The following is a 25,297-nucleotide window of genomic DNA, read 5'->3' as shown; positions in this document are numbered from 1 at the left end:
TTTTTTGTTTCCGGGGGCCCCCCCGTCCTGCGTCCCGCCCGCGCCCCCCCCTGTTCGCCCCCCCGCCCGCGCCCGGCCCCCCGCCCCGGGGCCGCCCCCGGCCCCCTCGCGGGGCCGGGCGCCGCCGTGTTGGCTCAATACCGACGCTCCGGGCCCGTCACGGTACGGAGAGCCCCAGAAGCTCGCGTACCAGCGCATACTTCGCGGTCAGCCGGGTACGGGTGGCCGCGTCCAGGACCGCGAGCCGGTCCGGGTCCGCGTTGTGGGCCAGATCGGCCTCCTTGACCAGCAGGGCCCCGGGCGTGGCCAGAATCCGCCCGGCGTAGGCCGGCAGGTCCTCGCCCTCCCGTTTGGTGACGGCGAGCACCATCTCCTTGACCCGGTCCGGCAGTGCGGCATCGGCCAGCCACTCCTCGCCGAGCACCCCGTCCTCCACCGCGTCGTGCAGCCAGGCCGCCGCGATCTGCTCCTCGCCGCCACCCCGGGCGCGGACCCCCTCCGCGACGGCAGCGAGGTGCTCCGCGTAGGGCCGGCCCGCCTTGTCGCGCTGCCCGGCATGGGCCTCGCGGGCCAGGGCCTCGATCTCGGCCAGGGTCAGGGGCGGGGGCGCGGCTGCTCCGGAGGTGGCGGTCATGGGGTGAGCGTACGGGCCCGGCCGCCCCCGAGTCCCAGGCGTTCGGAGGTACCCCTCCCAGGGGTTCGGAGGCACCTCTCCCAGGGGGTTCGGAGGGCACCACAGATCGTTCGGTAAACTAATTACTGACGATTTCTTGACGTTCTCTTGACCCAACGAAGGATCAGGCTCATCGGACACGCAGACACGCTCATCGCCATGGGCGGCGCCTTCCTCGCCGCCGCCGTCCTCGCCCGCGTCGGCAGCCGCATCGGACTGCCCACCATCCCCCTGTTCATCCTGGCCGGGATCCTCCTCGGCCCGCACACCCCCGGCATCGTCCTGGTCGCCGACCCGCACGAGCTGGAGATGCTCTCCGCGCTCGGCCTGGTGCTGCTGCTCTTCTACCTCGGCCTGGAGTTCCACCTCGACGACCTCAAAGCGGGCGGCCGGAAGATGGCCCTCGCCGGGGGAACCTATCTCGCGCTGAACGTCGGTGCCGGGCTCGGCTTCGGCTTCGCGCTCGGCTGGGGCACCTCCGAGGCCCTGGTCCTCGCCGGAGTGCTCGGCATCTCCTCGTCCGCGATCGTCACCAAGGTCCTGGTCGACCTCGGCCGCATCGGCAATCCGGAGACCAAGCCGATCCTCGGCATCATCGTCGTCGAGGACGTGTTCCTCGCCCTGTACCTCGCGGCCCTGCAGCCGATCCTCTCCGGCGCCGACAGCCTCGCCTCGGCCGCCGTCGACGGGGGCAAGGCGTTCGGTTTCCTGCTGCTCCTCGCGCTGGCCGCCCGCTTCGGCACCCGGATCGTCGGCAAGCTCATCCACACGCGCGACGACGAACTGCTCGTGATCTCCTTCCTCGGCGCGGCCGTCCTGGTGGCCGGCGTCTCCGAGTGGTTCGGTGTCGCCGACGCCATCGGCGCGTTCATGGTGGGCCTGATGCTCGGCAGCACGACCTCGGGGGAACGCATCCTCAAACTGGTCCATCCGCTGCGCGACGCCTTCGGCGCCATCTTCTTCTTCGCCTTCGGCCTCTCCATCAACCCCGGCGACCTGCCCACCGTGGTCTGGCCGGTGCTGGCCGCCGTGGCCGTCACCCTCGCCATGAACGTCCTCGCCGGACTCGCCGCCGCCAAGGTCTACCGCTTCGGCCCGCAGGCCACCGCGAACATCTCGACCACCCTGGTGGCACGCGGTGAGTTCGCGCTGATCCTCGCCACCATGGCGGCGGGCGCGGGACTGGACGAGCGGCTCTCGCCGTTCATCGCGTGCTACGTCCTGCTGCTCGCGGTACTGGCCCCGCTGGCCGCCGGACGCTCGCACTGGCTGGCCCGGCTGCTGCCCGGGAACCGCGAGGCGGTCCCCCTCACCACCGGGTGAGGACGCGGGCCGTTCGCGTACGGCCCCTCAGGCCCTGCGCGAGAGCAGCAGCAGCGCCCGGTCGTCGTTGACGTCCTTGGCGCACGCCTCGATGAGGTGCCATGCCGCACCCTCGAACCCCGTCGTGACATAGCGGTCGGCCTCGCCGGTGAGCCGGTCGATGCCCTCCGCGATGTCACGGTCGGCGGCCTCCACCAGTCCGTCGGTGAAGAGCATCAGCACGTCTCCGGGGGCGAGATGGCCCTTCACGGCGTCGAACTCGGCCCCGTCGTACACCCCGAGCAGCGGGCCCTCCGCCGACTTCTCCTCCCACTGGCCGCTGCCGGCGTGGAGCTGGAGGGCGGGGGGATGGCCGGCCGAGAGCAGTTCGTAGTCCCCCGAATGCAGGTCGAGCACCAGATGGATCGAGGTGGCGAATCCCTCGTCCCAGTCCTGGCGCAGCAGATAGCCGTTGGCCGCGGGGAGGAATCCGTGCGGCGGCAGCGAGCCGAGGAGACCGCCGAAGGCGCCGGAGAGCAGCAGGGCCCGGGATCCCGCGTCCATGCCCTTGCCCGAGACATCGGTGAGCACGGCCTCCAGGGTGCGCCCGCCGTTGGTGCGCGCGGCGACGACGAAGTCCCCGGAGAAGGACTGCCCGCCCGCCGGGCGCAGCGCCATCTCGCGGTGCCAGCCCTGCGGCAGCCGGGGCAGGGCGCTCTGCACCCGGATGCGTTCGCGCAGGTCGAAGAGCATCGTGCCGCCGCGCCGCCAGGGGACGCCGACCCGGGCCCGGAACTGGGCGAGGATCAGTCCGAGGAATCCGCAGGCCGCGACGGTGAGCACGATGCCCGGGGTGATGCGGCCCGGACCGTCGTCGTACGGGCCGAGCCGGAGCGCCTCCACGATCAGGGCGGCCGCGGCCGTCGCGTACAGACCGAGCAGGCTGGCCGGGCGCAGCAGCAGACCGCCGGCGACGATCGGCAGGACCAGCAGGGTCGGTGCGAACCAGAGCGGATTGAGCAGGGTGGCGCAGGTGATGGCCGGGATGGTCAGCATCAGCGCCGCGAGGGCGATCCAGTCGGAGCCGTCGCCGCGGAAGTAGTCGACGCCGGAGCGGCGCAGGGCGGTGCGTACCCGGTGCGCCGATTTCCGCAATCGGGCCGGGTAGGTCTCTGCTCCTGCGCGTCGGGCCATTGCGGGGACCTTATCGATCCGACGGCCTCCGGTGCAGGGGGACCCCGTGACAATGCGTTCGAAAACGGGTCGCCGGGGCCTCGGACGCTTTGGTAGGCATGGCGTATGACGACAGAGCTCCGGGTCCTGCGCCCGTCCGAGTGGAACCAGTGGTTCGAGAGTCTGGAGCTCGCCTTCGGCGGGGTGGCGGAGCCACCCGAGCAGCGTGAGCTGGACGAGGCGCTGACCGAGCACGAGCGGTCGATCGGGATCTGGGACGGCGACGACGTGGTGGGCACCGCGGGGGCGTTCAGCTTCCGGGTGGCGGTGCCGGGCGGGGCGATGGTGCCGGCGGCCGGGGTGACGATGGTGAGCGTGGCGGCGACGCACCGCAGGCGCGGGTTGCTCACCTCGATGATGCGCCGGCAGCTCGACGACGTGCGGGCGCTGGGCGAGCCGATCGCGGTGCTGACGGCCTCCGAGCCGGCGATCTACGGCCGGTTCGGATACGGGGTGGCGAGCCGGCAGATGTCGATGGTCATCGACACGGACCGGGTGCGCCTCAGCGTGCCGGAGGGCACGGACGGGGTGCGGCTGCGGTACGCGCGCCCGGACGAGGCGGTCGCGGCCTGCGAGGGCGTGTACGCGCGTCTGGTGGCGGGCCGGCCTGGCGTTCCGGCCCATGGTCCCGGCTGGGAGCGCAAGCCGCTGGTCGATCCGGTGAGCGCGCGGGAGGGCGGTTCGGCCCTCCAGTGTCTGCTGGCGGAGCGCGAGGGCGAGATCGTCGGATACACGAACTTCCATCTCCGGCCGGCCTGGGACAAGGCGGGCCCCAAGGGCCGGGTCCTGGTCGGTGACCTCGCGGCGCTGGACCCGGCGGCCTACGCGGCGCTGTGGCGCCATCTGTTCGGGATCGATCTGATGTCGGAGGTCGAGGCGCGGAACCGGCCGGTGGACGATCCGGTGCTGCACATGGTCTCGGACGTGCGGCGGTGCGACGTACGGCTGCGGGACTCGCTGTACGTACGGCTGGTGGAGCTGGGCGCGGCGCTGGAGGCGCGGAGCTACCGGGGGCCGCTGGACGTGGTGTTCGAGGTGGCCGACGACTTCTGTCCGTGGAACGCGGGGCGCTGGCGGCTGACGGCGGACGCGAAGGGCGCCGCCGTCTGCCGGCGCACCGAGGACCCGGCCGATCTGGCGCTGACGGTACGGGAGCTGGCCTCGGCGTATCTGGGCGGCGAGGCGCTCTCCGCGCTGGCCGGCGCGGGCCGGGTGCGCGAGCTGCGGGCGGGCGCGGTGGCGGAGGCGTCGGCGGCGTTCCTGTCCGATGTGGCGCCCTGGCTGCCCCGGGGGTTCTGAGGCGCCGTCCGTGCGCGGGGCGCGGGCCGGGACCCTTCAGGGGGCGGGCCGGGACGCCCCTCAGCGGGCCTGGCAGCCGGGGCACCAGAAGAGGTTGCGGGCGGCCAGGTCCGCGGTGCGGATCTCGGTGCCGCAGATGTGGCAGGGCAGCCGGGCCCGCCGGTAGACGTACACCTCGCCGCCGTGGTCGTCCACGCGCGGCGGCCGGCCCATCGCCTCGGGCAGGTGCTCGGGGCGGACGGTGTCGATGCGGTTGTTCCGTACGCCCTCGCGCATGAGGGCGCCCAGGTCGGTCCAGATCGCGTCCCATTCGCGGCGGGTGAGGTCCTTGCCGGCTCGGTACGGGTCGATCCCGTGGCGGAAGAGGACCTCGGCGCGGTAGACGTTGCCGACGCCGGCGACGACCTTCTGGTCCATGAGCAGGGCGGCGACGGTGATCCGGCTGCGGGAGATCCGGCGCCAGGCGCGCTCGCCGTCCTCGTCGGGGCGCAGCGGGTCCGGTCCCAGCCGTTGCTGTATCGCCGACTTCTCGTCGGCGGTGATCAGGGCGCAGGCGGTGGGGCCGCGCAGGTCGGCGTGGTGGGCGTCGTTGAGCAGGCGCAGCCGCACGGTGTCGGTGGCCGGCGGGGCCGGGACCGTACCGAATCCGAGTTTGCCGAACAGGCCGAGGTGGATGTGGACCCAGCCCCGGTCCCCGAAGCCGAGGAAGAGGTGCTTGCCGTGCGCGTCGGCCTCGTCCAGGACCCGGCCGTCCAGCAGGGCGGCGCCGTCGGCGAACCTCCCCTGCGGGCTGCTGACCCGCACCGGCCGTCCGGCGAAGCGTGCGCGGTGGTCGTCCGCGAGGCGGTGGATGGTGTGTCCCTCGGGCACGGCTGCGGTTCTCCTCGTGACATGGCTGTGCCGCCGGGGGTACCGGCGGCACGGTCAAGGGTAGGGGAGGTCAGCCCTGCTGCGGGTGGTGGGCCGGGACGGGGGGCAGCTCGCCGGTGTTCTCGTACGCGGTGAGCATGTCGATGCGGCGGGTGTGCCGCGCGTCGCCCGAGTAGGGGGTGGCCAGGAAGATCTCGACGAACTTGGTGGCCTCCTCGGTGGTGTGCATGCGCCCGCCGATGGAGATCACGTTGGCGTTGTTGTGCTCACGGCCGAGGGCGGCGGTCTGCTCGCTCCAGGCGAGTGCGGCGCGGACGCCCTTGACCTTGTTGGCGGCGATCTGCTCGCCGTTGCCGGAGCCGCCGATCACGATGCCGAGGCTGTCCGGGTCGGCGGCCGTCTTCTCGGCGGCGCGCAGGCAGAACGGGGGGTAGTCGTCCTGGGCGTCGTAGATGTGGGGACCGCAGTCGACGACTTCGTGGTCCTGCCCCTTGAGCCACTCGACGAGGTGGTTCTTGAGTTCGTAGCCGGCATGGTCGGATCCGAGGTACACGCGCATGGGGGCAGTGTGGCATGTGCGGCGCCGGGGCACGGACGACGGGGTGGGGCGTGCCCGGTGTCGGGCACGGCGGGGGCGGGGTCGCCTCCGACGTTCCGGCGACGGTGTGGGGGCTTCGGGCGGAACGCGAGAGGCCCGCCGGCGCTTCGCAGCGTGCCGGCGGGCCTCTTCGTCCTCGCGGTGCGTCAGCCGCGGCGGCCCAGCAGCTTCCAGGAGGCGGGCAGGGCGCCCATGGCCAGGGCGGCCTTCAGGGCGTCGCCGAGGAGGAAGGGGGTGAGGCCGGCCGCGATCGCGGCGCTCGCGGACATCCCCGTGGACAGGGCGAGGTAGGGAACGCCGACGGCGTAGATGATCGCCGAGCCGAGGACCATCGTGCCGGCGGTGCGCAGCACGGAGCGGTCGCCGCCGCGGCGGGCGAGGCCGCCCACGACGGTGGCGGCGAGCAGCATGCCGAGGACGTAGCCGAAGGAGGCCCCGCCCGCGCCGGAGCTGCCGGCGGAGAACCACGGCATGCCGGCCATGCCGACGAGCGCGTAGACGGCCAGGGAGAGGAAGCCCCGGCGGGCGCCGAGCGCGGTGCCGACGAGGAGCGCGGCGAAGGTCTGGCCGGTGACGGGGACCGGCGAGCCGGGGACCGGGACGGCGATCTGGGCCGCGATGCCGGTGAGCGCGGCACCGCCGAGCACCAGGGCGGTGTCCACGGCGTAACGGTTCCGGGCGGCGGGCAGCAGGTCGGCGAGGACCGCTCCGGTACGGACGGGGGCGGCGGCAGTACTCATCGGATCTCCGCGGGGGTGAGGGCAGGTGGGACGGACCGAGGGTGACGTTAGCCGACGGAGTATGACCGGAACACCGGCAGCGGCCCACAAAGGGGTGAATGAGGGGTTGGTGGGATTCGCACAATCAGGTGCACGCAATCGCGTCGGGGGGTGATGCTCGTCACTGAGGTGAGAGGCGAGGGCGCCCGTCGCGGGCGGACCGGCGACCGGGGTCCCGACTGTGAGTTCCCTCTAAAGCGGCGGCGGGTGGCGGTGAAGGGGTCCGGGTGGTCCGGTGTGCGTGGCGTGAGGCCCTGGTGCCCGTATAGCGAACGGTGGTTCCCGTTGAGCGGGGCGCGTGCTCAGACTGGTGCCCATCCCCCCGTCTCGACCAGTGAACAGGGTTCGTCCATGCCCCGGACCTCCGCCTCTTCCCCCACCGGACCCCCCACAGACCCCAACGACCCCACCGACCCGGCCGATCCGTCCGGGCCGTCCGGGCCGTCCGGGTCGGCTGATCCGTCCGGTTCGTCCGCCGGAAGGGAGGCCGCGCTCGGCCACGGCCTCAAGCAGCGTCATCTGTCCATGATCGCGCTCGGCGGGGTGATCGGCGCCGGGCTCTTCGTCGGCTCCGGCGCCGGCATCGCCGCCGCCGGCCCGTCGATCGTGATCGCGTACGCGGCCTCCGGTCTGCTGGTGATGCTCGTGATGCGCATGCTGGGCGAGATGTCGGCGGCCCATCCGGCCTCCGGCTCGTTCTCCGTGCACGCCGAGCGGGCGATCGGTCCGTGGGCCGGGTTCACGGCGGGCTGGTCGTTCTGGGTACTGCTCTGCGTCGCCGTCGGCCTGGAGGGCATCGCGGCGGCGAAGATCGTCACCGGCTGGCTGCCGGGAACCCCGGAGTGGGCCTGGGTGGCGCTGTTCGTCGTGGTGTTCCTGGGGACGAACCTGGCCTCGGTGACGCGCTTCGGCGAGTTCGAGTTCTGGTTCGCGGCGCTGAAGGTCACCGCGATCGCCCTGTTCCTGGTACTGGGGGTGCTGGCGGTGCTCGGGGTGCTCCCGGGCACGGACGCCCCCGGTACGGCGAACCTCACCGGGGAGGGCGGCTTCCTGCCGAACGGCTCGGAAGGGCTGGTCATCGGCCTGCTCGCCTCCGTCTTCGCGTACGGGGGCCTGGAGACCGTCACCATCGCCGCGGCGGAGTCCGAGAATCCGGTGCGGGGCGTCGCGAAGGCCGTGCGGACGGCGATGTGGCGGATCGCGCTGTTCTACGTGGGCTCGATGGCCGTCGTCGTGACGCTGGTGCCGTGGGACGACCCGAAGGTCGTGGACGTCGGCCCCTTCTACGCCGCCCTCGACCACCTGGGCATCGCCGGCGCGGCGGAGATCATGAACGTGGTCATCCTGGTGGCGCTGCTGTCGGCGATGAACGCGAACATCTACGGCGCCTCCCGCATGGCCTGTTCACTCGTGGCCCGTGGCCAGGGCCCCAAGCGGCTGGGCCGGGTCGACTCGGGCGTGCCGCGCGCGGCGGTCCTCGTCTCGTCGGTGTTCGGCTTCGTGTGCGTGCTGCTGAGCTACTGGCGACCCGACGACGTCTTCCCCTGGCTGCTCAACATGACCGGTGCGGTGATCCTGGTCGTCTGGATCTTCATCGCCGTCTCCCAGCTGATCCTGCGCTCCCGGCTGGAGCGCGAGGCCCCGCAGCGGCTGGTCGTCCGGATGTGGCTGTTCCCGGGGCTGACCGTGGTGGCCCTGCTGGCCATGGCCGGGATCTTCGTCCTGATGCTCCGCCAGCCGGACACCCGCGACCAGTTGCTGGCGACGGGGGCGCTGACGGCGGTCCTGATCGTGGTGGGCCTGGTGCGGCAGAGGCGCGGGGCGCGCGGATAGCGGAGGCGCGCGGACAGCCGAGGCGCGTGCGGAGCCGAGGCGCGCGGGCAGGCGCGGACAGTCAGGGACCCGGACGGAACGCCGGGCGGGCCGGAGGGATCCGGGCCGCCCGGCGTTTTCGCGTGCGGACGGGGGTGGCGCGTCGTTACGGGAGCGTCGCAACGGGAGCGTCACGGCGGTCGCGTCGCGACGATAGCGTCGCGACGCGACCAGAACGACGTGACGCCACCGGACCGTCGCAACGAAACCGCATCGTCCCGTCGCCACCGGACCGTCGCTACCGGACCGTCGCGACGCACCGGTCCTACGCCGAAGGACTGACCACCCCTCAGCCCTTCCTGCTGTTAGCCTGCTCTTGCATATAGATTGCAATAACCACAGGGCAGCAGTTGGAGGCTTCGAACCATGGCCACGTACACGCTTCCGGAACTCCCGTACGACTACGCGGCGCTCGAACCGGTCATCGACCCGCAGATCATCGAGCTGCACCACGACAAGCACCACGCCGCGTACGTGAAGGGGGCGAACGACACCCTGGAGCAGCTGGCGGAGGCGCGCGACAAGGAGGCGTGGGGGGCCATCAACGGGCTGCAGAAGAACCTCGCGTTCCACCTCTCCGGCCACATCCTGCACTCCATCTACTGGCACAACATGACCGGTGACGGCGGCGGCGAACCGCTCGCGGCGGACGGGGTCGGCGACCTCGCGGACGCGATCACCGAGTCCTTCGGCTCCTTCGCCGGTTTCAAGGCCCAGCTCACCAAGGCCGCTGCCACCACGCAGGGCTCCGGCTGGGGCGTCCTCGCCTACGAGCCCGTCAGCGGCCGGCTGATCGTCGAGCAGGTCTACGACCACCAGGGCAACGTGGGCCAGGGCTCGGTGCCCGTGCTGGTCTTCGACGCCTGGGAGCACGCCTTCTACCTCCAGTACAAGAACCAGAAGGTCGACTTCATCGAGGCCATGTGGCGCGTCGTCAACTGGCAGGACGTGGCCCAGCGCTACGCCGCCGCCAAGGAGCGCGCGGACGTGCTCCTGCTCGCGCCCTGACCGGCGCCCCGGACGTCCTGCCTCGTGATCGTCTTCTCACCCTTCACCCGGCAGGCGGATGAAGGAGGGCCCCCGCGAGGACGTGACTCGCGGGGGCCCTCTTCGTACGCGGACAACGTGCGGCGTACATCGCTCGGTGTGCGGCGTGCGGCGTGCGGCGTGCGGCGGCTCAGTCGAAGACGGGGCCCTGGGTGCGGGTGCGCTTGATCTCGTAGAAACCGGGGATCGAGGCGACCAGCAGGGTCCCGTCCCACAGCTTCGCCGCCTCCTCGCCCTTCGGGGCGGGGGTGACGACCGGGCCGAAGAAGGCGATCTGCTCGCCGTCCGGGCCGGGCACGGCGATGACCGGGGTGCCGACGTCCTGGCCGACCTTCTCGATGCCCTCGCGGTGGGAGGCGCGCAGCTCGGTGTCGTAGGCGTCGGAGTCCGCGTACTCGGCGAGTTCGGCGGGCAGGCCGACGTCCTCCAGGGCGCCGAGGACCGCCTCGCGGGTGGGGCCCTCCCCGCGGTTGTGGAAACGGGTGCCGAGCGCGGTGTAGAGCGGGCCGACGATGTCGTCGCCGTGCTTCTGCTGGGCGGCGATCACGACGCGGACCGGGCCCCACGCCTTGTTCTCCAGAAGGTCGCGGTACTCCTCGGGCAGTTCGTCGAGCCGGTCCTCGTTCAGCACGGCCAGGCTCATCACGTGCCAGCGGACCTCGACGTCGCGGACCTTCTCCACCTCCAGCATCCAGCGGGAGGTCATCCAGGCCCACGGGCAGAGCGGGTCGAACCAGAAATCGACGGGGGTTCTGCCGGTGGACGTGCTGTTGTCAGACATGTCTCTCCTCAAGAGGACCGATCGCATCCTGTGACCCAGAACACCGACGGACGCGTCGGCCATTCCCGCCCGCCGGGCTCCGGACGGGCATGGGAGGATCAAAGTATTCGAACGTGACACAAAGGAGTGTGCTCGTGCCCGGTGAGAACCTGTCCCGCGACGAGGCCCGTGAACGGGCCGAGCTGCTGACCGTCGACGGATACGACGTCGAGCTCGACGTCCGTTCCGCGGTCGGCGGGCCCGACGGGGAGGACGGGCAGGGGGCCGCGCCGCGGACCTTCCGCTCGGTGACGACGATCCGGTTCCGTTCCGCCCAGCCCGGCGCGACGACCTTCGCGGACCTGATCGCCCCGTCCGTGAACGCGGTGACGCTGAACGGGACGGCGCTGGACCCCGCCACCGTCTTCGACGGAACGCGCGTGACGCTGGCCGACCTGCCCGAGGGCGAGAACGTCCTGGTGGTCGACGCGCAGTGCGCGTACAGCAGGACGGGCGAGGGGATGCACCGCTTCGTCGACCCGGAGGACGGCGAGGTCTACCTCTACACCCAGTACGAGCCGGCGGACGCGCGCCGCGTCTTCGCCAACTTCGAGCAGCCCGACCTCAAGGCCCCCTACCGCTTCCGGGTGACGGCGCCCGAGGAGTGGACGGTGTGGAGCAACGGGGCCGAGGAGTCCCGCGAGGGCGGGGTGTGGCGGTTCGCCGAGACGAAGCCGATCTCGACGTACATCACGGCGGTCGTCGCCGGTCCGTACCACTACGTGACCGACTCCTACAGCCGTACGTTCGACGACGGCACCACGCTCGAGATCCCGCTCGGCGCGATGTGCCGCAAGGGGCTCGCCCGGCACTTCGACGCGGACGACATCTTCCTGATCACCAAGCAGGGCCTGGACTTCTTCCACGACAACTTCGACTACCCGTACCCGTTCGGGAAGTACGACCAGGCGTTCGTTCCCGAGTACAACCTCGGGGCGATGGAGAACCCGGGCTGTGTGACGTTCCGCGAGGAGTACATCTACCGCGGCAAGGTGACGCAGGCGGCGTACGAGAGCCGGGCCAACGTCATCCTGCACGAGATGGCGCACATGTGGTTCGGGGACCTCGTCACCATGCAGTGGTGGGACGACCTGTGGCTCAAGGAGTCGTTCGCCGACTTCATGGGCGTCTTCGCCATGGTGGAGGCCACGCGCTTCAAGGACGGCTGGATCACCTTCGCCAACAACCGCAAGTCCTGGGCGTACCGCGCCGACCAGCTGCCGTCCACCCACCCGATCACGGCCGACATCCGTGACCTGGAGGACGCGAAGCTCAACTTCGACGGCATCACCTACGCCAAGGGCGCCTCGGTGCTCAAGCAGCTCGTGGCGTACGCGGGCCGGGAGGCGTTCCTGGAGGGCGCGCGGCGCTACTTCAAGAAGCACGCCTACGGCAACACCCGCCTGGGCGACCTGCTCTCGGTGCTGGCCGAGACCTCGGGCCGGGACATGACCGCGTGGTCGCGTTCCTGGCTGCAGACCGCGGGCGTCAACGCGCTGACCCCGGTCGCCACCTACGACGCCTCCGACCGGATCACCGAGCTGGCCGTCCTCCAGGAGGCGGCGGACACGCACCCGGAGCTGCGCCCGCATCGGGTCGCGGTCGGCCTGTACCGCCGTACGCCCGACGGCGACCTGGTGCGCTACGCGCGTGCCGAGGCGGACGTGTCGGGCCCCCGTACCGTGATCGCGGAGCTGGCCGGTTCGCTGCGGCCCGAGCTGATCCTGGTCAACGACGACGACCTGACGTACTGCAAGGTCCGGTTCGACGAGGCGTCGCTGGACACGCTCCGCGCGCACCTGGGCGATCTGACCGACCCGCTGGCCCGCGCGCTGTGCTGGTCCGCGCTGTGGAACCTCACCCGCGACGGGCTGATGCCCGCCCGCGACTTCGTCGCGCTGGTGCTGGCCTTCTCCGGCCGGGAGACGGACATCGGGGTGCTGCAGATGCTGCACACCTGGACGCGTACGGCGCTGGTGCACTACGCGGCGCCGGCGTGGCGCGAGGAGGGCGCCCGGAGCCTGGCCGAGGGCGCGCTGCGCGAGCTGCGGCTCGCGGAGCCGGGCAGCGAGCACCAGCTGGCCTGGGCCCGGTTCTTCGCCGCCGTGGCTTCCTCGGACACGGACTTCCAGCTGCTGTCCGGGCTGCTCGACGGCACGGCCCGGATCGACGGACTGGACGTCGACCAGGAGCTGCGCTGGGCGCTGCTGTCCCCGCTGGCCTCGCACGGCGCGGCCGACGAGTCCGCGGTCGCGGCCGAACTGGCCCGGGACGACACGGCGTCCGGCAAGCGCCATCAGGTGCGGTGCCTGGCCTCGCGTCCCTCGGCCTCGGTCAAGGCGCAGGCGTGGGCGGCCGTCGTGGAGTCGGACGCGCTCTCCAACGCCCTGGTGGAGGCCACGATCCTGGGCTTCTCCCAGTCCTCGCAGCGCGAGCTGCTGGCGCCGTACGCGGAGAAGTACTTCGCCGCGATCGAGCGGGTCTGGGCCGAGCGCTCGATCCAGATCGGGATGTCCGTGGTGCGGGGGCTGTTCCCCGCGCTCCAGGACGACCCGGCGACGCTCGCGGCGGCGGACGCCTGGCTCGCGGAGCACGCGGACGCGGCGCCCGCGCTGCGGCGTCTGGTCCTGGAGTCCCGGGACGACCTGGCGCGGGCGCTGCGCGCCCAGGCGTGCGACTCCGCCGAGGACTGATCCGGCGTTTCCGGTCCGCGTGCCCGAGGCCCGTTCCCCCGTGCGGGGGACGGGCCTCGGTGCTCCGTTCCGGGTGCTTCCGCCGGGTGCTTCCGCCGGGTGCGCGGGGCGTGTGCGCCCGGCGCCCGGTGACGGTGGCGCGCCCCCGGTGACCGGCGGGAAAACGCGGCGGGTCGGGCCTTTTCGGGAGTCGAACGTCCGTACTTTAGGACGGTGTTGTCCGGGTATGTCGACGGGCCTGTAACAGGGGTTCAGACCCCGGCCGCCGACGGGATAGACCGAAGCATGACCCAGGACACCCCACTCTCCCCCTGTCACTCCCGTCTCGCTTCGGACGTCCGCGAACGCGTCCTGTCGGCCGCTCAGCTGAAGGCCCGGGGGGTCTCCCCCGCGCAGAGCGCCGGCCGGTGCCTGCCCGGCGGCCCGTGGCAGCAGCCGCTTCCCGGCGTCTTCGTCCTGCACCCCGGACCGCTGAGCGACCGCGAACGGCTGCGGTCGGCGCTGCTGTACGCGGGACGGCCGCCCGCCGCCGGACGGCGCTCCGCGCCGGCGCGCGCCGGGGCAGCCGATCCCGGGTACGGCGAGGCGATGCTCACCGGCCTGGCCGCGCTCTCGCTGCACGGCTTCACCACCGCGCCGCCCGCCCTGGCCACGGACCGGGTCGACGTGCTGGTGCCGCGCGCCCGGCGGCTGCGCTCGACCGGCCACGTCCGGCTGACGCGCACCTCCGACCTGCCCGAGCCGGAGGTGGTGGACGGGCTGCCGGTGGCCCCGGCGGGCCGGGCGCTGGCGGACGCCGTGGCGGGGCTGGGGGACGCCCTGGTGGTGCGCCGGCTGCTGACGGAGGCGGTCCGCGGCGGACACTGCGAACCGGCGGTCGTGGTGGGCGAGCTGAACCGGGCGAAGGTGCTCGGCCGCCCCCAGGTGGTGCACGCGGTGGACTCGCTGCTCGCCGAGGGGCGGGCGCTCGCCGAAGAGCGGCTGTACGACCTGGTGCGGGCGCACGGGCTGCCGGAACCGCTGTGGAACGTGGAGCTGCGGCTGCCCGGCGGTCCGCATCTGGGCGCGGTGGACGCGTACTGGCCGCAGGAGGCGGTCGCCGTGGAGCTGGAGGCACGGGTGCCGCGCCACAGCCGGCTGCCCGACGGGCGGCTGCGGGAGGAGCACGAGAGCGCGTGGTCCGCGTACGCGGAGCGGCGTGAGCACCTGGAGCGGCTCGGCGTCACCGTCGTCCATCTGTCGCCGGGGAAGCTGCGGGACACCCCCCGGCAGCAGGCGGCCGTGGTGCGGACGGCGTTGATGGCGGCGGCCGACCGGGAGCCCGCCGCGTATGTCATGATCCTTCCCCGCTGAGGGCGTGCGCCCCACCTGTCCCACGGGTCCCAGGGAAACCGCTGACCTCCCGGGTCTCGTACACCCCTGTGGTCCCAGGGTTCCCGCCGGTATTCGGGAGACCGCACCGCGCGCCACCTATCGGCGCATTCGTCCCGGGTGACGCTTCGTCACCACTGGCGGGATTACGCCATGACCGCATCTCACCCCCCACAAACCCTCCACAAACAGCGGTCATTTGCGAAAGGGTGAGCGATCATCCGGTACCGATTTCCGGACTCTCTCTTTCACATTCAGGGATGCAGATGACCTCCGAATCCCCCGGCTCCATACCTGGGGCCAGACGCGCGGCCCGCGTCGCGGCCGCCGCCGGACTCGTGGCCGCGCTCGCCGCCTCCGGTGCCGGCCCCGTGTTCGCGGCCGACGACCCGGCAGCCGCCCCCGTCAAGGCCGCCGCCACGGGCTCCGCCCCGGCGGACAAGCTCGGCAAGGCCGACGCCGACGTCCTCGCCAAGGCCAAGGCCAAGGGCGAGAAGAGCATCACGATGATGGTCGCCACCGCGCCCGGTGCGACCGAGCAGGTCGCCGCGCAGCTGGACTCCGTCAAGGGCTCCGTGCTGGGCCGGGCGTACGACAAGCTCGGTTACGTACGGGCGACCGTGCCGACCTCGGCGGCCGACGCCGCCATCAAGGCGGCGTCGAAGCTGTCCTCGGTCCACGGCATCGATCTCAAGCAGGAGATCGTGCTGGACGACCCGACCCCGGCGGCCGACCGCGCGGCCGGTGCCAAGGCCTCGGTGAAGTCGACGGGCACCTACCCGGCGCCCGACAGGAAGACCCCGGCGAAGAACCCGTACAACCCGTCCTTCGAGACGGGCGCGGTCGACTTCGTCAAGCAGCACCCGAAGGCCGACGGCCGCGGCGTGACCATCGGCATCCTGGACTCCGGTGTCGACCTCGGCCACCCCGCGCTGCAGAAGACCACCACGGGCGAGACCAAGATCACCGACTGGGTGACGGCCACCGACCCGGTCAGCGACGACGACGGCACCTGGCTGCGGATGACGGACGCCGTGTCCGGCCCGACGTTCACCTACAAGGGCCGCACCTACTCCGCCCCAGCCGGTTCGTACCGCGTCAGCGTCTTCGCCGAGGCCGCCACCAAGGGCGGCGACATGGCGGGCGACCTCAACCGCGACGGGGACACCACCGACACCTGGGCCGTCCTGTACGACCCGGTCACCGGTTCCGTCCGGGTGGACCTGAACAACAACGGGAACTTCTCCGACGACGCGGTCCTCAAGCCGTACAAGGAGAAGCACCAGGTCTCCTACTTCGGTACGGACGACCCGCGCACCGATGTCGTCGAGCGCATCCCGTTCGTCGTCGAGACCCGCAAGAACGTCGTGTACAACGCGGCCGGAGCCACCTCCGACTACGTCAGCATCGGCGTCATCGAGTCCGAGCACGGCACGCACGTCGCGGGCATCACCGCCGCGAACGGCCTGTTCGGCGGCAAGATGAACGGTGCCGCGCCCGGCGCGAAGCTCGTCTCCTCGCGCGCCTGCACCTGGGCCGGCGGCTGCACCAACATCGCGCTCACCGAGGGCATGATCGACCTCGTCGTGAACCGCGGCGTCGACGTCGTCAACATGTCGATCGGCGGACTGCCGCCGCTCAACGACGGCAACAACGCACGCGCCGAGCTCTACAAGCGGCTCGTCGACATCTACGGCGTCCAGCTCGTCATCGCGGCCGGCAACGACGGCCCGGGGCTGAACACCATCAGCGACCCCGGCCTCGCCGACCACGTCATCTCCGTCGGCGCGTCCATCTCCAAGGAGACCTGGGCCGCCAACTACGGCTCCGGCGTCACCAAGAAGTACGACATGCTGCCCTTCTCCTCGCGCGGTCCGCGTGAGGACGGCGGTTTCACCCCGACGCTGACCGCCCCCGGCGCGGCGATCAACACCACCCAGACCTGGCTGCCCGGCGGCCCGGTCAAGGAGGCGGGCTACGACCTGCCGGCCGGCTACTCCATGCTCCAGGGCACGTCGATGGCCTCCCCGCAGGCCGCCGGCGCCACGGCGCTGCTGCTCTCCGCCGCGAAGCAGAAGCACATCGAGCTGCCCCCGGCCGACCTGCGCACCGCGCTGACCTCCACCGCCACCGAGATCAAGGGCGTCCCCGCGCACGCGCAGGGCTCCGGTCTGATCGACATCGTCGGCGCCTGGAAGCAGATCGAGAAGCAGGGCGCCCCGGCGCACGAGTACAGCGTCAAGGCCCCGGTCGACACCGCGATCGACTTCGCGCTGAAGACCCCGGGCTTCGGCACCGGTCTGTACGACCGCGAGGGCGGCCTCAAGGCCGGCCAGACCAAGACGTACGACGTGACGGTCACCCGCACCACGGGCCCGGACAAGGACGTCACGCACAAGCTGGCCTGGAAGTACGACGACGGGACCTTCAAGCTGCTCGGCGCGAAGAGCGTCAAGCTGCCGCTGGGCAAGCCGGTCACCGTCAAGGTCCAGGCGAAGCCGCGCACCGCGGGCGTGCACAGCGCCATCCTCACGGTGGACGACGCGAAGACCTCCGGGGTGGACCACCAGATCCTCGCCACGGTCGTCGTCGCCAAGGACCTGGTGAAGCCGTCCTACGCGTACTCCGCGTCCGGCTCGGTGCAGCGCAACAGCACCACGTCGTACTTCGTGAACGTTCCGGAGGGCGCCAAGACCCTTGAGGTCGCCCTCGGCGCGCTGCGCTCGGGCAGCCAGACCCGCTTCATCTCCATCCACCCGTACGGGGTCCAGATGGAGGACAGCGGAACGCCGTTCTGCTACCCGAACTACGAGAACCCGGCCAACACCTGCCGCCCGGACGTGCGCTCGTACGCCGACCCGCAGGCCGGTGTCTGGGAGATCGAGATCGAGGCCCGGCGCACCTCGCCGCTGCTCGACAACCCGTACAAGCTGGACGTCTCGCTGCTCGGCGCGACTTTCGACCCGGCGGTGCAGAAGCTCGCCGAGGCGAAGATCGGCACCCCGGCCACGGTGAACTGGACGGTCACCAACAACGGCGGTGACCTGGCGGGCAAGCTCAAGGGCGGTTCGCTGGGCTCGGCCGACGTCGAGCGTCCGTCGATCTCCACCGGTGACCAGATCCTCAAGGAGGTCACCATCGGCGAGGGCGTCGAGCGGCTGGACGTCGCCATCGGCTCCACCGAGGACACCAACGCCGACCTGGACCTGTACGTCTTCCGGGGCGCCACCCAGGTGGCCGCGTCCACCACGGCCGGCTCCGAGGAGTCCGTCAGCCTGGTGAAGCCCGCCGCGGGCACGTACACGGTCCTCGTCCACGGCTACGACGTCCCGGCCGGAACCACGGCGTACGACTACCGCGACGTGTACTACACGCCGACGCTCGGCACGATCAGCGTCGACGAGTCGAAGGCGGTCGACCTGGCCTCCGGCGCCTCGGCGCAGGTCTCGGCCGAGGTGAAGGTCGCCGGGGTGGCCCCCGCGGGCCGGCAGTTCTTCGGCGAGGTCCAGCTGGTGAACGGGCGCGGCACCGCGGCCGGCACCGGCAGCGTCGTGATCGAGAAGGTGACGCAGTAGGAGCAGCGTGATCGGTCGATCGCTCGCCGATCGATTGATCGTTTCGATGATCGATTGATCGCTTGATCGCTTCCGCGATCGTGTGATCCGTACGACAGTGGGGCGGACGCTCACCGGCGTCCGCCCCACCGCGCTGTGCGGGCTGTCCGTCCCCCGGACAATGGATTGGACAAGGAAGCCGTGGACATACGCATCATGGAGCGGCAACCGTGCCCGTTCGTACGTCTGAGGGAGTTCCTGTGAAGGTCGGAATCGTCGGCGCCACCGGTCAGGTCGGCACAGTCATGCGCAGGATCCTGGCCGAGCGGAAGTTCCCGGCCGACGAACTGCGGCTCTTCGCCTCCGCCCGTTCCGCGGGTTCCACGATCGAGTGGGAGGGCCGGGAGATCACCGTCGAGGACGCCGCCACGGCCGACTACACCGGCCTGGACATCGTGCTGTTCTCCGCCGGCGGTGCCACCTCGAAGGCGCTCGCCGAGAAGGTCGCCTCGCAGGGCGCCGTCGTGATCGACAACTCCTCCGCCTGGCGCAAGGACACCGAGGTCCCGCTGGTCGTCTCCGAGGTCAACCCGCACGCCGTCGCGGACCGCCCCAAGGGCATCATCGCCAACCCGAACTGCACCACGATGGCCGCCATGCCCGTGCTGCGCCCGCTGCACGAGGAGGCCGGTCTGGAGACGCTGACCGTCGCCACCTACCAGGCGGTCTCCGGCTCCGGGGTGGCCGGTGTGGCCGAGCTGCACGGCCAGGCGTCCAAGGTCGTCGCCGACGCCGACAAGCTCACCCACGACGGCGAGGCCGTCGACTTCCCCGAGCCGGGCGTCTACAAGCGTCCGATCGCCTTCAACGTGCTGCCGCTGGCCGGCTCGATCGTCGACGACGGCTCCTTCGAGACCGACGAGGAGCAGAAGCTCCGCAACGAGTCCCGCAAGATCCTGGAGATCCCCGGGCTGAAGGTCTCCGGGACCTGTGTCCGCGTCCCGGTCTTCTCCGGCCACTCGCTCCAGGTCAACGCCCGCTTCGCCCGTCCGATCAGCGTGGAGCGCGCCTACGAGCTGCTGAAGGACGCCCCGGGCGTCGAGCTCTCCGAGATCCCCACCCCGCTCCAGGCGGCGGGGAAGGACGCGTCCTTCGTGGGACGCATCCGGGTCGACGAGACGGTGGAGAACGGCCTCGCGCTGTTCGTCTCCAACGACAACCTGCGCAAGGGTGCCGCGCTCAACGCGGTGCAGATCGCGGAGCTGGTCGCCGCCGAGCTGTCCCGCTGACCCCTCCGGCCCCCGTTCCCGGCCCCTTGCCGGCGGCGGGAACGGGGGCCGGCGCACACGGCCGGGACACGGACCCGGTCACGGCCTGCGCACCTCGAAGTGCCAGCAGCCGTACTCGACGGCCCTGACGTGCACCAGGGCCACCGCCGGATCGGCGAATGCCTCCGCGAACGCCGCGTCGAAGCCGCGCTCCTCGTCGGCCGGGATCTCCAGCAGCCGGCCGCCCACGATCCGCCCCTCCGCGTCGTAGCGGCGCACGGTGCGCAGGGCGCCCGCCCGGGAGAACGGATAGCCGCTCCGGTCCTGTGCCGGTCCCTCGCACGCGCCGGCGTGGATGAAGACCGGCCCCGTCTCGTCGTACGCCCCGGGCCGGGCCCACGTGGCGGCCGCCCAGCGCCGCAGCGGCGCGTAGCCGACCAGGGCGATCTCCTCCCCCACCTCGTTCCCCCGCAGGCAGCAGCGCAGGGGCGCGCCCGCCTCCGTCGCGGTGTACGGGACGCAGGGCCGGGCGGCGTCGTCGGTGGTCCGGAGTTCCTTGAGCGCGGCCGGTTCGATCGCGCGTACCTGGTAAAGGGTCATGGTCCGAGCATGGGCTCCGGACGCCCCCACGTCCGGCGGGAAACGGACATCGCTCTGGGACCGGCCGCGTGGAAGGATGACCGGAAACATCACAGAGCAAGGAGATGACCGCGTGCCTGGCACGAATCTGACCCGCGAAGAGGCACAGGAGCGGGCGCGCCTGCTGACCGTGGACGCGTACGAGATCGATCTCGACCTCTCGGGGGCGCAGGCGGGCGGGACCTACCGGTCCGTCACCGTCGTGCGCTTCGACTCCGCCGAAGCCGGTGCGGAGACCTTCATCGACCTGGTCGCCCCCGCGGTGCACGAGGTCGAGCTGAACGGCACGGCGCTGGACGTCGCCGCCGTGTTCCGCGACTCGCGCATCACCCTGCCGCGACTGCTGGCGGGCTCCAACGAGCTGCGGGTCGTTGCTGACTGCGCGTACACCAACACCGGCGAGGGGCTGCACCGCTTCGTCGACCCGGTCGACGAGCAGGCGTACCTCTACACCCAGTTCGAGGTCCCCGACGCGCGCCGGGTCTTCGCGAGCTTCGAGCAGCCGGACCTCAAGGCGACCTTCCAGTTCACCGTGAAGGCCCCGGCGGGCTGGACCGTGATCTCCAACTCGCCGACGCCCGAGCCGAAGGACGACGTCTGGACGTTCGCGCCGACGCCCCGCATCTCCTCGTACATCACGGCGCTGATCGTCGGTCCGTACCACGCGGTGCACAGCAGCTACGAGAAGGACGGCCGGACCGTTCCGCTCGGCATCTACTGCCGTCCCTCGCTCGCCGAGTTCCTGGACGCGGACGCGATCTTCGACGTCACGCGGATGGGCTTCGACTGGTTCCAGGAGAAGTTCGACTACGCGTACCCGTTCGAGAAGTACGACCAGCTCTTCGTCCCGGAGTTCAACGCGGGCGCGATGGAGAACGCGGGCGCGGTGACCATCCGCGACCAGTACGTCTTCCGCTCCAAGGTGACGGACGCGGCGTACGAGACGCGGGCCGAGACGATCCTCCACGAGCTGGCCCACATGTGGTTCGGCGACCTGGTCACCATGGAGTGGTGGAACGACCTCTGGCTGAACGAGTCCTTCGCCACGTACACCTCGATCGCCTGCCTGGCGGACGCCGAGGGCTCGCGATGGCCGCACTCCTGGACCACGTTCGCCAACTCCATGAAGACGTGGGCCTACCGGCAGGACCAGCTGCCCTCCACGCACCCGATCATGGCCGACATCCGTGACCTGGACGACGTCCTGGTCAACTTCGACGGCATCACCTACGCCAAGGGCGCCTCGGTCCTCAAGCAGCTGGTGGCGTACGTCGGCAGGGACGCGTTCTTCCAGGGCGTGCAGGCGTACTTCAAGGCGCACGCCTTCGGGAACACCCGGCTGGCCGATCTGCTCGGCGCGCTGGAGAAGACCTCGGGCCGCGATCTGCGGACCTGGTCGAAGGCGTGGCTGGAGACCGCCGGCATCAACATCCTGCGCCCGGAGATCGAGACGGACGCCGAGGGGCGCCTCACCTCCTTCCACGTGCTCCAGGAGGCGCCGGCGCTGCCCGCGGGCGCGAAGGGCGAGCCCACGCTGCGTCCGCACCGGATCGCGATCGGTTTCTACGACCTCGACGGGGCCGGGAAGCTGGTGCGCTCCGAGCGCATCGAGCTGGACGTGGACGGCGCGCGCACCGAGGTGCCGTTCCCGGCGGGCACGAAGCGTCCGGCCGTCGTCCTGCTGAACGACGACGACCTGTCGTACGCCAAGGTCCGGCTGGACGAGGCGTCGCTGCGGGTCGTCACGGAGCACCTGGGCGACTTCACCGCCTCGCTGCCGCGCGCGCTGTGCTGGGCGTCGGCGTGGGACATGGTCCGCGACGGCGAGCTGGCCACCCGGGACTACCTGGAGCTGGTGCTGTCCGGCGTCGGCAAGGAGACGGACATCGGTGTCGTCCAGTCGCTGCACCGCCAGGTGAAGATGGCGCTGGACCAGTACGCGGCGCCGGAGTGGCGCGAGGCGGGGCTGAGCCGGTGGACCGAGGCGACGCTGGCCCATCTGCGCGCGGCCGAGCCGGGCAGCGACCACCAGCTGGCCTGGGCCCGCGCCTTCGCGGCCACGGCCCGTACCCCGCTCCAGCTGGACCTGCTGCAGGCGCTGCTGGACGGCACGGAGAGCGTCGAGGGACTGGCCGTCGACACGGAGCTGCGCTGGGCGCTGGTCGAGCGGCTGGCGGCCACCGGGCAGTTCGACGAGGCGGCGATCGACGCGGAGTACGCGCGCGACCGGACGGCGGCGGGCGAGCGACACGCCGCCGCGGCCCGTGCGGCCCGGCCCCTGGAGGACGCGAAGGCCGAGGCGTGGGCGTCGGTGGTCGAGTCCGACAAGCTGCCGAACTCCCTCCAGGAGGCGGTCATCGCGGGCTTCGTCCAGACCGACCAGCGTGAGCTGCTCGCCCCGTACGCGGAGAAGTTCTTCGCCGCGGTGAAGGGGGTCTGGGACGCGCGCAGCCACGAGATGGCCCAGCAGGTCGCGATCGGGCTCTACCCGTCGCTCCAGGTCTCGCAGGAGACCCTGGACGCCACGGACGCCTGGCTGGCCTCGGCGGAGCCGGGTGCGGGTCTGCGCCGGCTGATGTCGGAGTCCCGCGCGGGCGTGGAGCGGGCGCTGAAGGCGCGCGCGGCGGACGCGGCGGCGGCGACCGCGTAGCCGGGACGCACCCGAGGTACGCGTAAGGGGCACCCCTCCAGAGGGGTGCCCCTTACTCATGCACCAGGCGTCAGGCGTCAGGCGTCAGGCGTCAGGCGTCAGGCGCTCGACTCCTCGTAGCGGGCGGTCAGTTCCGCCGTGCCGGATTCGGTGAGGGAGCCGTGCAGGCGCATGCGGGCGATCCCGCCGTCGGGGAAGGCGTCGAGGCGGACGTGGGTGACGACGGCCTGGGCGTGGAGCGGGAAGCGGTGGAGGGTGTCGGGCTGGAGCCGGGTGCGCGGGATGATCTCGAACCACTCCCCCGTCTCGCCGTTGCGGCCCTGGAGGGCGATCCAGCCGGCCGCGTTGCCCTTGAGGTAGGCGGTGTCGATCTCGACCGCGCGGACCGCGCCCTGGGCGGGCAGCCGGAAGCGGACCCAGTCGTTGGTGTCGCGGACGCGGCGGCGGCGGTTCTCCCAGCCGTCGTCCATCTTGCGGGAGGTGCCGGGCAGGATGATCTGGGTCGGCGAGGAGTAGAAGCGGTCCGAGGCGTCCTCGCAGCTGCCGCCGTTGAGGACCGAGATCAGGTCGAAGGTGCCGAGAGCGGCGAGCCAGGCCGGGTCGGGGACGACCTCGCCGTGCACGCGCAGCCGGGCGATGCCGCCGTCGGGGTGCTGGCACAGACGCAGATGGGTGTAGCGGCGTCCGCCGGTGATCTCGAAGCCGTTGGCGGCGTGGCCGCGCACGGGGGTCGGCGGGACGATCTCCTCCCACTTCACGTCGTCGGCGAGGAGGGCGTCGGGGCCGGGCGCGCCGGGGACGGACGTGGCCTGGACGGAGACGCGCTGCGGGTAGTTGCCCCGGAAGTGCGCGGTGTCGACGACGAGGCCGCGCACGATGCCGGGGGCGCCGAGGCGGATCAGGGCCCAGTCGTGCTCGTCCGGGGCGGGGAAGGGGTGGGTGGCGTCCGCGCCGCGCCGGCGGCGGGTCTCCCAGCCGTCCATGATCTTGCCCTTGTGGCCGAAGCGCTCGGGGTCGAAGACGGCGCGCTCGCGGACCAGCAGGTTCTCGCGCTCGGCGAAGAACTCGTCGTTGGCCGCGATGACGCCCGCGCCGAGCCGGCGGTCGGCGAGGTCGACGAGATGGGTGAACGGGAGGTCGGCGGTGCGGTAGTCGGCGTAGGGGTCACCTCCGCCGTACGGGGCCGCGTCGTTGGCGTGGGGATCCTCGGGGTGGGTGGCGTCCTGCTGCAGGGTCATGCGGTCACTGTTCTACGGCCCGGGGCACCGGGTCCATCGAAAGTTTCCGCACAGACCGTTCAGTCCTTCTGAACGGTCGGCCCGGTGTGGGGTGCGGCGGCCGTGCGCAGGGCTTCGAGCACCCGGGCCACCGCGGGCCCCGCCTCGGCTCCCCGGCGGACCGCGGCGACCACGTGGCGGCGGGGCCGGTCGGCGTCCAGGGCGCGCATGACCACCCCGTCGCGCCCCTGCCGTTCGGCCGAGGCCATGCGCGGTACCAGCGCGACCCCCATGCCCGCCTCGACCAGGGCGAGGATCGCGGTCCAGCCGGAGGCGCTGTGGGCCTGCTCGGGGACGAAGCCGGCGGCCTCGCAGGCGGCCGTGGTGATCTGCGACCAGGGTCCGGAGCCGCCGAAGATCCAGGGTTCGGCCGCGAGGTCGGCGAGCCGGAGCCCGCGGGCGGCGGCGAGCGGGTGCCCGGCGGGCAGCGCCACGTCCAGCGGGTCCGCGAGCAGCGGCAGCACCGTGAAGCGGGGGTCGCGGGCGGTCGGGGCGTGCGCGGCCAGCGAGAGCGCCACGTCCACGTCTCCGGCGGCGAGGAGTTCGTATGCCTGGGCGGCCTCCGCCTCCCGCACGCGGATGTCCGGCCCCGGGCGTTCCCCGGCGCGCAGTCGCTGCACGGCGGGCACCACCAGGGCGGGTACGGCGGTGGCGAACGCGGCGACGCGGACCTCGCCGGCCTCGCCGCGCCGGTAGCCGGTCAGTTCGGCGTCGGCGCGCTCCAGTTCGGCGAATACGGCCTCGGCGTGGCGCAGGACGAGGTGGGCGGCGTCGGTGAGGCGGACGCGCCGGCCGCGCGCTTCGAGCAGCGGGACGCCGAGCTGCCGGGAGAGGCCGGAGAGCTGCTGGGAGACGGCGGACGGGGTCATCCGCAGAGCCTCGGCGGCGGCGGTGACGGTGCCCCGCTCGTGCAGGGCGCGCAGGATGCGGAGCTTCCTGACGTCCCACTCGGTCATGGGCCCGGCCTCTCCGGACGGGCCCGCGTCCCGGGCCCGGACAGCCGAATGCGCCGCGCGGTACGGGTGTACCGGCGGCGCACGCGTGGGGGCCCGGCGCCCGGAGGGAGTTCGCCGCCGCGCCCGCCCTCCGGGCGGACGACGGGGAACTCCATACGGGCCTAGGCCTTCTTGGACTTGTCGAGGACCATGACCAGGCCCGCGATGACCGCGAACAGGACGATGGGCGCCACGACGAACAGGCCGATCGTGTCGATCACGCTCAGGCCGGAACCGGGGTCGTCACCGTCGTCGCGGGTGAGCGCGAGCGCGGGGGACGACATCAGCAGCATCATCAGCGTCGTTCCGGCGGCGACGGCGCCGGCGCGCATAGCGTTCTTCTTGTCCACGGTGCAA

Annotated in this window: 19 protein-coding genes; 9 read left to right on the top strand and 10 right to left on the bottom strand. The window is 72.0% G+C overall.

Annotated features, from left to right (window positions below; translation table 11 throughout):
* Window positions 1–157 precede the first annotated feature (157 nt).
* Complete coding sequence (locus ACWCXC_RS14120) at window positions 158–634, bottom strand: HD domain-containing protein (protein ID WP_450888853.1); 477 nt, start codon at window positions 632–634, stop codon at window positions 158–160.
* A 198-nt stretch (window positions 635–832) separates the two neighbouring features.
* Between ACWCXC_RS14120 and ACWCXC_RS14115 the strand changes: the two genes are divergently transcribed.
* Entirely contained in the window at window positions 833–1,996 is a 1,164-nt protein-coding gene (locus ACWCXC_RS14115; protein ID WP_450685886.1) for a cation:proton antiporter, read from the top strand.
* A gap of 27 nt (window positions 1,997–2,023) precedes the next feature.
* Here ACWCXC_RS14115 and ACWCXC_RS14110 read toward each other — a convergent pair whose 3' ends face one another.
* Window positions 2,024–3,169, bottom strand: a complete 1,146-nt coding sequence (locus tag ACWCXC_RS14110; RefSeq protein WP_450685887.1) for a PP2C family protein-serine/threonine phosphatase — start codon at window positions 3,167–3,169, stop codon at window positions 2,024–2,026.
* Window positions 3,170–3,274: 105 nt separating this feature from the next.
* On the opposite strand from ACWCXC_RS14110, the gene ACWCXC_RS14105 reads away from it, so the two are divergent.
* The gene (locus ACWCXC_RS14105) at window positions 3,275–4,507 is read left to right on the top strand and encodes a GNAT family N-acetyltransferase (protein ID WP_450888850.1); all 1,233 of its coding nucleotides are present in this window, start codon (window positions 3,275–3,277) and stop codon (window positions 4,505–4,507) included.
* Between the two features lie 60 nt (window positions 4,508–4,567).
* Here ACWCXC_RS14105 and ACWCXC_RS14100 read toward each other — a convergent pair whose 3' ends face one another.
* From ACWCXC_RS14100 to ACWCXC_RS14090, 3 genes are all read right to left on the bottom strand, one after another.
* Window positions 4,568–5,377, bottom strand: a complete 810-nt coding sequence (locus tag ACWCXC_RS14100) for an Fpg/Nei family DNA glycosylase (RefSeq protein ID WP_450685889.1) — start codon at window positions 5,375–5,377, stop codon at window positions 4,568–4,570.
* Window positions 5,378–5,447: 70 nt separating this feature from the next.
* Window positions 5,448–5,936, bottom strand: coding sequence for a ribose-5-phosphate isomerase (locus tag ACWCXC_RS14095; protein WP_450685890.1), 489 nt, complete (start codon window positions 5,934–5,936; stop codon window positions 5,448–5,450).
* Window positions 5,937–6,121: 185 nt separating this feature from the next.
* A complete protein-coding gene (locus tag ACWCXC_RS14090) occupies window positions 6,122–6,715 on the bottom strand; it encodes a biotin transporter BioY (RefSeq protein WP_450685891.1) in 594 nt (197 codons plus the stop codon).
* A gap of 390 nt (window positions 6,716–7,105) precedes the next feature.
* Between ACWCXC_RS14090 and ACWCXC_RS14085 the strand changes: the two genes are divergently transcribed.
* Together ACWCXC_RS14085 and ACWCXC_RS14080 are read left to right on the top strand one after the other, a co-directional pair.
* Window positions 7,106–8,587, top strand: a complete 1,482-nt coding sequence (locus ACWCXC_RS14085) for an amino acid permease (protein WP_450888847.1) — start codon at window positions 7,106–7,108, stop codon at window positions 8,585–8,587.
* 405 nt (window positions 8,588–8,992) lie between these two features.
* Entirely contained in the window at window positions 8,993–9,634 is a 642-nt protein-coding gene (locus ACWCXC_RS14080; RefSeq protein ID WP_450684614.1) for a superoxide dismutase, read from the top strand.
* A gap of 169 nt (window positions 9,635–9,803) precedes the next feature.
* Here the strand turns inward: ACWCXC_RS14080 and ACWCXC_RS14075 are convergent, their stop codons facing one another.
* Window positions 9,804–10,454: a mycothiol-dependent nitroreductase Rv2466c family protein gene (locus ACWCXC_RS14075; RefSeq protein WP_450684615.1), complete on the bottom strand. Its 651-nt coding sequence runs from the start codon at window positions 10,452–10,454 to the stop codon at window positions 9,804–9,806.
* Window positions 10,455–10,588: 134 nt separating this feature from the next.
* Here ACWCXC_RS14075 and pepN (ACWCXC_RS14070) point away from each other — a divergent pair, with 134 nt between their 5' ends.
* The 4 genes from pepN (ACWCXC_RS14070) (at window position 10,589) to ACWCXC_RS14055 (ending at window position 19,400) form a co-directional block, all read left to right on the top strand.
* Window positions 10,589–13,186, top strand: coding sequence for an aminopeptidase N (gene pepN, locus ACWCXC_RS14070; protein WP_450888844.1), 2,598 nt, complete (start codon window positions 10,589–10,591; stop codon window positions 13,184–13,186).
* 285 nt (window positions 13,187–13,471) lie between these two features.
* Window positions 13,472–14,539 carry a hypothetical protein gene (locus ACWCXC_RS14065; RefSeq protein ID WP_450888842.1) on the top strand — a complete coding sequence of 356 codons (1,068 nt, stop codon included), beginning with the start codon at window positions 13,472–13,474 and terminating at the stop codon, window positions 14,537–14,539.
* 278 nt (window positions 14,540–14,817) lie between these two features.
* Complete coding sequence (locus ACWCXC_RS14060; RefSeq protein ID WP_450684618.1) at window positions 14,818–18,132, top strand: S8 family serine peptidase; 3,315 nt, start codon at window positions 14,818–14,820, stop codon at window positions 18,130–18,132.
* A 239-nt stretch (window positions 18,133–18,371) separates the two neighbouring features.
* Entirely contained in the window at window positions 18,372–19,400 is a 1,029-nt protein-coding gene (locus tag ACWCXC_RS14055) for an aspartate-semialdehyde dehydrogenase (RefSeq protein WP_450684619.1), read from the top strand.
* A 78-nt stretch (window positions 19,401–19,478) separates the two neighbouring features.
* Here ACWCXC_RS14055 and ACWCXC_RS14050 read toward each other — a convergent pair whose 3' ends face one another.
* Entirely contained in the window at window positions 19,479–19,979 is a 501-nt protein-coding gene (locus ACWCXC_RS14050) for a DUF1203 domain-containing protein (RefSeq protein WP_450684620.1), read from the bottom strand.
* Between the two features lie 112 nt (window positions 19,980–20,091).
* Here ACWCXC_RS14050 and pepN (ACWCXC_RS14045) point away from each other — a divergent pair, with 112 nt between their 5' ends.
* A complete protein-coding gene (gene pepN / locus ACWCXC_RS14045; protein ID WP_450888839.1) occupies window positions 20,092–22,668 on the top strand; it encodes an aminopeptidase N in 2,577 nt (858 codons plus the stop codon).
* Between the two features lie 98 nt (window positions 22,669–22,766).
* On the opposite strand, the gene alc is transcribed toward pepN (ACWCXC_RS14045), so the two are convergent.
* From alc to ACWCXC_RS14030, 3 genes are all read right to left on the bottom strand, one after another.
* Window positions 22,767–23,906 (bottom strand): allantoicase, encoded by a 1,140-nt coding sequence (gene alc / locus ACWCXC_RS14040; protein ID WP_450684622.1) that lies wholly within the window; start codon window positions 23,904–23,906, stop codon window positions 22,767–22,769.
* Between the two features lie 59 nt (window positions 23,907–23,965).
* Entirely contained in the window at window positions 23,966–24,901 is a 936-nt protein-coding gene (locus ACWCXC_RS14035) for a LysR family transcriptional regulator (RefSeq protein WP_450888837.1), read from the bottom strand.
* Between the two features lie 161 nt (window positions 24,902–25,062).
* The gene (locus ACWCXC_RS14030; protein ID WP_383633438.1) at window positions 25,063–25,290 is read right to left on the bottom strand and encodes a hypothetical protein; all 228 of its coding nucleotides are present in this window, start codon (window positions 25,288–25,290) and stop codon (window positions 25,063–25,065) included.
* Between the last annotated feature and the right edge of the window lie 7 nt (window positions 25,291–25,297).

This window comes from Streptomyces sp. NPDC001515, from assembly GCF_053597115.1.
The sequence above is the reverse complement of the archived record's forward strand: the minus strand, read 5'-3'. Positions and strand labels throughout refer to the sequence as shown.

Coding starts and splice junctions, on each gene's coding strand:
- ACWCXC_RS14035 (WP_450888837.1), bottom strand. CDS start 24,901: ATGACCGAGTGGGACGTCAGGAAGCTCCGCATCCTGCGCGCCCTGCAC.
- ACWCXC_RS14065 (WP_450888842.1), top strand. CDS start 13,472: ATGACCCAGGACACCCCACTCTCCCCCTGTCACTCCCGTCTCGCTTCG.
- ACWCXC_RS14095 (WP_450685890.1), bottom strand. CDS start 5,936: ATGCGCGTGTACCTCGGATCCGACCATGCCGGCTACGAACTCAAGAAC.
- ACWCXC_RS14120 (WP_450888853.1), bottom strand. CDS start 634: ATGACCGCCACCTCCGGAGCAGCCGCGCCCCCGCCCCTGACCCTGGCC.
- ACWCXC_RS14060 (WP_450684618.1), top strand. CDS start 14,818: ATGCAGATGACCTCCGAATCCCCCGGCTCCATACCTGGGGCCAGACGC.
- alc (WP_450684622.1), bottom strand. CDS start 23,906: ATGACCCTGCAGCAGGACGCCACCCACCCCGAGGATCCCCACGCCAAC.
- ACWCXC_RS14090 (WP_450685891.1), bottom strand. CDS start 6,715: ATGAGTACTGCCGCCGCCCCCGTCCGTACCGGAGCGGTCCTCGCCGAC.
- ACWCXC_RS14050 (WP_450684620.1), bottom strand. CDS start 19,979: ATGACCCTTTACCAGGTACGCGCGATCGAACCGGCCGCGCTCAAGGAA.
- ACWCXC_RS14105 (WP_450888850.1), top strand. CDS start 3,275: ATGACGACAGAGCTCCGGGTCCTGCGCCCGTCCGAGTGGAACCAGTGG.
- ACWCXC_RS14080 (WP_450684614.1), top strand. CDS start 8,993: ATGGCCACGTACACGCTTCCGGAACTCCCGTACGACTACGCGGCGCTC.
- ACWCXC_RS14085 (WP_450888847.1), top strand. CDS start 7,106: ATGCCCCGGACCTCCGCCTCTTCCCCCACCGGACCCCCCACAGACCCC.
- ACWCXC_RS14115 (WP_450685886.1), top strand. CDS start 833: ATGGGCGGCGCCTTCCTCGCCGCCGCCGTCCTCGCCCGCGTCGGCAGC.
- ACWCXC_RS14110 (WP_450685887.1), bottom strand. CDS start 3,169: ATGGCCCGACGCGCAGGAGCAGAGACCTACCCGGCCCGATTGCGGAAA.
- ACWCXC_RS14075 (WP_450684615.1), bottom strand. CDS start 10,454: ATGTCTGACAACAGCACGTCCACCGGCAGAACCCCCGTCGATTTCTGG.